Annotated in this window: 10 protein-coding genes; 5 read left to right on the forward strand and 5 right to left on the reverse strand. The window is 66.6% G+C overall.

Going from position 1 to position 5,979, the window contains the following annotated elements; genetic code table 11:
- From CW348_RS00005 to CW348_RS00020, 4 genes are all read right to left on the reverse strand, one after another.
- Positions 1 to 278: hypothetical protein (locus CW348_RS00005; protein WP_287462233.1), on the reverse strand; the 278-nt coding region annotated here is incomplete at its 3' end.
- Positions 279 to 535: 257 nt separating this feature from the next.
- On the reverse strand, positions 536 to 868 hold the full coding sequence (locus CW348_RS00010) for a hypothetical protein (protein WP_104612568.1): 333 nt from the start codon (positions 866 to 868) through the stop codon (positions 536 to 538).
- Between the two features lie 70 nt (positions 869 to 938).
- Positions 939 to 1,265, reverse strand: coding sequence for a hypothetical protein (locus CW348_RS00015; protein ID WP_016188499.1), 327 nt, complete (start codon positions 1,263 to 1,265; stop codon positions 939 to 941).
- Positions 1,262 to 1,513, reverse strand: a complete 252-nt coding sequence (locus tag CW348_RS00020) for a hypothetical protein (RefSeq protein WP_041427861.1) — start codon at positions 1,511 to 1,513, stop codon at positions 1,262 to 1,264. Before CW348_RS00020 ends, CW348_RS00015 begins: the two co-directional genes overlap by 4 nt.
- 348 nt (positions 1,514 to 1,861) lie before the next feature.
- On the opposite strand from CW348_RS00020, the gene CW348_RS00025 reads away from it, so the two are divergent.
- The 5 genes from CW348_RS00025 (at position 1,862) to CW348_RS00040 (ending at position 5,413) form a co-directional block, all read left to right on the forward strand.
- Positions 1,862 to 2,170, forward strand: a complete 309-nt coding sequence (locus CW348_RS00025) for a Scr1 family TA system antitoxin-like transcriptional regulator (protein WP_011291575.1) — start codon at positions 1,862 to 1,864, stop codon at positions 2,168 to 2,170.
- A 35-nt stretch (positions 2,171 to 2,205) separates the two neighbouring features.
- Positions 2,206 to 2,394, forward strand: a complete 189-nt coding sequence (locus tag CW348_RS15900; protein WP_219821482.1) for a Scr1 family TA system antitoxin-like transcriptional regulator — start codon at positions 2,206 to 2,208, stop codon at positions 2,392 to 2,394.
- Positions 2,395 to 2,545: 151 nt separating this feature from the next.
- Positions 2,546 to 2,791, forward strand: a complete 246-nt coding sequence (locus CW348_RS00030) for a DUF397 domain-containing protein (protein WP_081430403.1) — start codon at positions 2,546 to 2,548, stop codon at positions 2,789 to 2,791.
- A gap of 504 nt (positions 2,792 to 3,295) precedes the next feature.
- Entirely contained in the window at positions 3,296 to 4,210 is a 915-nt protein-coding gene (locus tag CW348_RS00035) for a hypothetical protein (protein ID WP_011291577.1), read from the forward strand.
- Between the two features lie 351 nt (positions 4,211 to 4,561).
- Positions 4,562 to 5,413, forward strand: a complete 852-nt coding sequence (locus tag CW348_RS00040) for an SAM-dependent methyltransferase (protein ID WP_104612567.1) — start codon at positions 4,562 to 4,564, stop codon at positions 5,411 to 5,413.
- Positions 5,414 to 5,515: 102 nt separating this feature from the next.
- Here the strand turns inward: CW348_RS00040 and CW348_RS00045 are convergent, their stop codons facing one another.
- Positions 5,516 to 5,806 carry a DUF664 domain-containing protein gene (locus CW348_RS00045; protein WP_081430448.1) on the reverse strand — a complete coding sequence of 97 codons (291 nt, stop codon included), beginning with the start codon at positions 5,804 to 5,806 and terminating at the stop codon, positions 5,516 to 5,518.
- Positions 5,807 to 5,979 lie beyond the last annotated feature (173 nt).

Below are 5,979 nucleotides of genomic sequence, written 5' to 3' on the forward strand. Positions count from 1 at the left end.
GGCCAGAACGCGCCCTGGGAGTAGCGGGCGGTGGCGATGCCGGCGGTGACGGCGGCCATGCAGGCGGGCCAGCGGAGCAGACGGGGCTCGCCTCCCCGGTCGAGGGCCTGGGGGAGGGCGCGGCCGAGCGCGACCCCGGCCCGGTCCAGGTGGTTTTGGGGCAGCACGGTCTCGCTGACGAGGGAGCGCGACTCCAGGCGGGGCCGCCACTCGGCTTCGCGGATGTCGAGCAGTTCGGTGGGGGTGACCTGGCGGGGCTTTCGGTCAGGGGGGGGCATGAGGGCTCCAACACGCGGGGGCGGACGCGAGCGGGGGCGGGGCCGGAACGGGGGGGGTACGGTGCGGCGAACTTAGATGATGTACGAAAACTATGTCAATCCCATTCTGTTTCGTCTGTTGTTGTTTGGTGCTCGGTGTACACAGACTGGCTGGAACGTGCCGCCGTGTCCGGTTCTCCGAGGTCGCGGAGGAAGAACACCGCCGGGCCGGGAGGGCGTCCCGGCCCGGCGGCGCACTCTCCGCTCCCCGCCCTTGTTCACAGGGGGCAGACGGAGACGGTCACGGCGAGGCAGGCGTACCCGCCGAGGAGCGCGCCGAGCAGCGCGGCCAGCACGATCAGCTCCCGCTGCTCTGCAGAGCACTCTCGGACACGCCGGTGCCGGGCGTGCCGGCCGCGGGACCGCCGCGGCCGGACCGGCTCCGACTGCGGGGGAGCGTCGGGGCGGACCACGCGGTGCGGCGGGTGCGGCTCCCGGCGGGTGTATATCCAGGCGGGCAGCACGGTCTCGGGCGGGTCGTCGGGCACCCAGGGGCGCGGCGGGCGCATCCGGGGGCGGGGCGGCGGCGACGGCGGAACGGACACGGGCATGGTGCGGCTCCGTGGGGGTCGGGACGGCCGGGCGGCCGTCGGGCGGAAAGAAGGTCGTGGTGTGCCCGGGTCAGGTCGGGGGGTTGCGGGTGACCTGGCGGGGGCGGGCGATGGTGTGGCCGGACAGGCGCAGCGAGGGCGGAAGGCCCGGGGAGTCGGTGTAGCCGGTGACGGTGCGGGGCGTCGGGTCGCCTCTCAGCCACACCCGGGTGCCGACGGGGTAGGCGGCGCGCAGTTCGGCCTCGCGGCGGGCGCGGGCCACGGCGGCCAGGCGGGCGGCCAGGGCCTCGATGCGGCGGGTGGACAGCTCGGCGCCGTCGCGCCAGACCCGCTGGCCGCGCACCCGGTAGACCTCGTCGGTCTCCTGCCCGTCCGGGGTCTTGGGGGTGGGGGTCATGCGGGCTCCTCGGGCTGGTCGGTGGGCTGGTCGGGGGCGGCCGGCAGGCGCGGGGTGGCGTAGACCCAGCGGCCGTCGACCTCCTGGTAGAGGCCGGTGACGCCGCGGTTGGTCAGCAGGAAGTAGCGTTCGCTGCCGTGGTCCTGGGCCATGCGGTCCAGGTGGGCGGCAGTGAGCACCAGGCCGTCCAGCGGCCCGGCGTACAGGGTCACGAACCCCTCGCCGGAGGGGGCGGTGTCGTGGTCCATGGGTGCGGTTTCTCCACTGGTCGGGCGCCGCGCAGGGGGTGGTCCCCTGCGGTCAGCGCGGCGGACAGGTGAGTGCGGGTCGGGCGCTGCGAGGGGCGGGCTGGCCGGGGGACAGCCTCACCGCGAAGAACCCTTTTCTATAGGGTCCACTCATTTGGAGTTTTAGTCGATTTCAATAGTGGATCCAGTTGGTTTGTGTTGAGATGTAGAGCATGGTGGACACCCAACACCCGGTGCGGATTCGGTTTGGGGTCGAGCTGTGAAGATTCAGGCAACTATCTGGGCTTTCGCAGGCTGAGGTGGCCAAGGCGAAAAAAATGTTTCTCCGTCGATGTTCAGTGCTATTGAGTGGGGAACACGACTTCCCACAAAGGATTTTGCGGAAAACTGGACGCTGTCTACAACACAGGAAGCTCCTTCACCCGGCTGTGGATCAGCCTTGCAAGCCGGGAAGGAGCGCCTGACTGGTTTGCTGGCATCATCGCTTTGGAGCGGGTAGCAACCGAGCTCCGCGAGTACCAAACGGTCCTCATCCCTGGACTTCTCCAGACAGAGGACTACGCGCGAGTGGTCATGCGTGAAGGGCGTCCTATTGCGGGGAAAGACGAGATCGATCGGCTTGCGGAAGCTCGCGTCAAACGGCATGAAGTAAAGTAGTTGAGGGACCTGACAGGCCGCTACTGTGGTTCGTTGTGGACGAAGTCGTCCTCCGCCGCCGTTTCGGAACGCCAGAGATTATGCGAGACCAACTTCACCATATAGCGAAATTGGTGGACGAGGACCGAATCAAGTTCCAAGTGATTCCCCAGGACGTCTGGTATCCCATCCCGGACTGTCCGGACCGTTTCGCATCATGGCGTTCTCGGATCGCTCACCACTAGCTCATGCAGAGCACATGATGGGGAATTTGTCACTGGCACACTTGAAGATATACAGCGATGCAACACTATCTTCGGTGCGCTGCAGGCGGAGGCCTTGCCTCGACGTGAACCCCCTCAAGATCCTTCATGAAGCGAGAGGAGAACTCTCGCGATCAAGAGCCTTGACTGGCGTAAATCCAGCTGCAGCGGCGGTAACGCGGGAGCTTGCGTCGAGGTCGCCATTTCCTGGCGCAAGTCCAGTCACAGCAACCAGACCGGCGGCAACTGCGTTGAGGTCGCTGGGACTCCCGAGTCAGTCCTGGTGCGTGACATTCAGAACCGACACCTCGGTCACCTGGGTTTCATCCAGGCTGAATGGGTCGCCTTCCTCGCAAGTGTCAAGAACGACCGGTTGTAGCCGGGAAGGCTCAAGAGCATCCACTGCTGTATCAGCAGATGCCTCTCAGGCTTGTTCGTCCAGCTCCTCGACCAGGTGAGCCCGGCGGTCTCGGCCTGCCCGCAGCCAGGCACTTTCGATAGCGAACCCGGACTCCAGGTGTGGCGGCACGGACTTGTCCCGCCACCGCCGCACCCCTTTGTCCCACTAGCCGGTCACGCCCTGTGCAGGCGCGATGGTCAACCGTGCCGGTCGTAGGAACAAGACTCCGTTTCCCAGGGGGCACCTGCTGGCGGTGTGGCGATAGCCCGTTGCTGTCGACTGCGCCGCCTCTCGGCGCTGAGCGGTCAAAGGCGGGCAGCCCAGGACACTCTACCGAGAGTTAACATGGCTTCACTTAATCAGCGAAAACTTTGCAAACATAGTTTTGTCGTGGTGTAATCGTCACACGCTCTTCGGGTTGCGGGCTTCTCGGCTGAGGGCCTCGAGCCTTGCGGTATCCATCCCCCACCGTTGAGGAATGCCATGAACTGTCCCCGCTGCACTGCACCTGTCCGCGGTCCGTTCTGCAGCCACTGCGGTCTTCCCCTGGGGCCTGCCGCCGTCCCACCGCAGACGCCGGCTCCCCACGCCTCGCGTAAGGCTGCCTGGCTGGTGATCGGGGGAGTGCTCAGCCTGGTGCTCCTGCTCATCCTCGGTTTCCTCGCCGTCCAGTACGGCCCGCGCCCCACCCGCCCCACTGACGTCGCAGTGTTCCTCGAAGAGTTCGAGGGACAAGGGAGTTCGCTCGATCCCTTTGTCCTCGTCTACGAGGACGAGGCGGAAGGCACGGTGGTCTACGCCTCGGTGTCGGTGGAGGACGACCTGGGCGGCAGCATCCCCGCGGACTGGAAGGAGCAGTTCGAAGGGGTCCTCTGGGCACTGTGGAAGTACCTGCCCGGCCGTTTCGACCTTGCCGTGGTCGGCACCCACTACTCCGGCTCCTACTACAGCCGGTACATGGGACGGGTGACTCTGCGCGAGGAGTTCGGTCCCCGGCCGTCCGGGCTAGACAGTGCACCCCCGGTGCATGACGAGAGCAAGCCGACTGAGGAAAGGCCGGGGGAGTGCGCGAGCGCGGGGGAGTGGGCCCGCTTCTGTGACCGGGCGCCCCTCATGATGGACACTCCGGAAACCCTCGCCCTGGTCCGGAAGACCTGTCCGGGAACGGTCCGCTTGTCCTCCCTGCCTGCACCCGCTGCGGTGACCCGGTGGGACGGCCTCCTCGACCGGACGAGCGCCGTTTTCATGCTCAACGTGCCGAAGGAGGAAAGGCCAGACCTGGTTTTCCTTGACCATGGCGAGGATGCGGCGGAGTATCTGAGCGTCTCCTGCAGTGTCCGGGGCACCCGCACGTCTGAGACCTACACCCGCAGGGAATACGAGTCTGCGCTGCGCTGAGCCAGCACCAAGGTGCTGTCCGAAAAGAGGGGTTTTGCGGGTTCTTTTTGCGGCGTGCGAGCAACAATGATCATGGCGAGACGCCTGGTGCTGGTGGAGGGGCGGTGCCTGCTCAGCGCAGGAATCTCTGCGAAGCCCAGGACTAAAAACCGGCAGAAAGCCATAAGTGCGACATTTCGATTCCTTATGAGGAAATGGGTTGCGGGCGTCGTGACCACGGGAAACGAGCGTGCTGCGGCGATGACGGTTGAAATATGAAATTAATTGCGTCAAAGATAGGTAAATTCTTGCTCTAACGATTACTATCGTCACGACGGCAATGAGCGAAATCCCGTGAGGAGTGTGCGTCAGGTGTCCGGACCGACCCGTCCGACGTCTCCGGAAATCCGTACCGATCAGCCCACCGTCGCCCGAATCTACGACTATGGGATGGGGGGTAAGGACAATTTCGAGGTCGACCGCCAGGCGGCGCTCGCTCTGGTCCAGGTCTCGCCCGAAATGCTCGACGTCGCGCGGGAGAACCGCCTCTTCCTCTACCGCGCGGTGCGCTACCTGGCGCGCGAGGCCGGAATCCGCCAGTTCATCGACATGGGCAGCGGCATGCCCACAAAGAACAACGTGCACGAGGTCGCCCAGCAGTTCCAACCGGACGCCCGGGTCGTGTACGTCGACATCGACCCGATCGTGTTGGCGCACGGGCGTGCGCTGCTCGCCGGAGACGGCAACACCACGGTGATCACGGCGGACATGGCCCAGCCCGAGCAGATCCTCGCCAGCGAGGACCTGCGCGCCCTCATCGACTTCGACCAGCCGGTCGGCCTGCTGTACTTCTCGGTCCTGCACTGTCTGCCGGACAGTGCCGACCCGGGGGGTGCGCTGCGGACCATGCTCGACGCGGTGCCGTCCGGCAGCTATCTCGCTATCTCCCATCTGTGCAGCGACGATGTGGCTGCGGGGGACGCCTTCACCGCAGAGATGCTCGCCCTGGGGCCGTGGGGGCGGGTGCGCCGCCCCGCGGAGCTGCACGCGTTCGTCGCCGGTCTGGAGCCCGTCGAGCCCGGCATCGTCGACGTCGCCCAATGGCGGCCCGACCCGAACCAGCCGCCGCTCAGCCCCGTCCCCGAGCCGCTGCGCCCCTACGTCGGCCGCTCCTCCGAGACCAAGAAGATCTGGGAGCTCGGCGGCGTGCTCCGCAAACCCTGACGTCGGCCGGCAGCGGGCCGTGGAGTGCCGGTCACGGCCCGCGCCAGCAGGCTCGCCACCTCGGGGCGCTGCGTTCCGAGCAGGACGGTAGGCCGCGCTGTCTCAGCGGCCAACCGCGCCGTCGATCTGCTCGCGGAGGATGTCAGCGTGCCCGGCGTGGCGGGCCGTCTCCTCTACCAGGTGCACCAGCACCCAGCGCAGCGAGGGCGCGGGGCCGTGCTCGCGCAGCGACCGCACGCCGGGACGGTGGAGGTCGTCACAGGCCAATGCGATCTCCGTAGTGCGCTGCGCCATCTCCCGATACGCGGCCACCGCTTGGGCCACGGTGTCGTCCGCGGTGATCCGCACCTGACGTTCCCGTCGTGGACCTGTCTCACCGCGGTAAGCCCACATGACCCAGTCGTGCTCTACCGCGGTGAGATGTTTGTTGACTTCCTCTCCACGCCTGAAGGCGGGGGATTCCCGTGGCTGAGGCGCGTTCACGCTGCCTCTACCTTGGGTGGTTGGCGCTTCACAGACCGCCCAACGGCGAGGTCTCCACGCCCTGTCACCGCCAGCCCGGCGGC

It is taken from the genome of Thermobifida sp. (assembly GCF_017577275.1).
GTDB classification, from domain to species: Bacteria; Actinomycetota; Actinomycetes; order Streptosporangiales; family Streptosporangiaceae; genus Thermobifida; species Thermobifida fusca.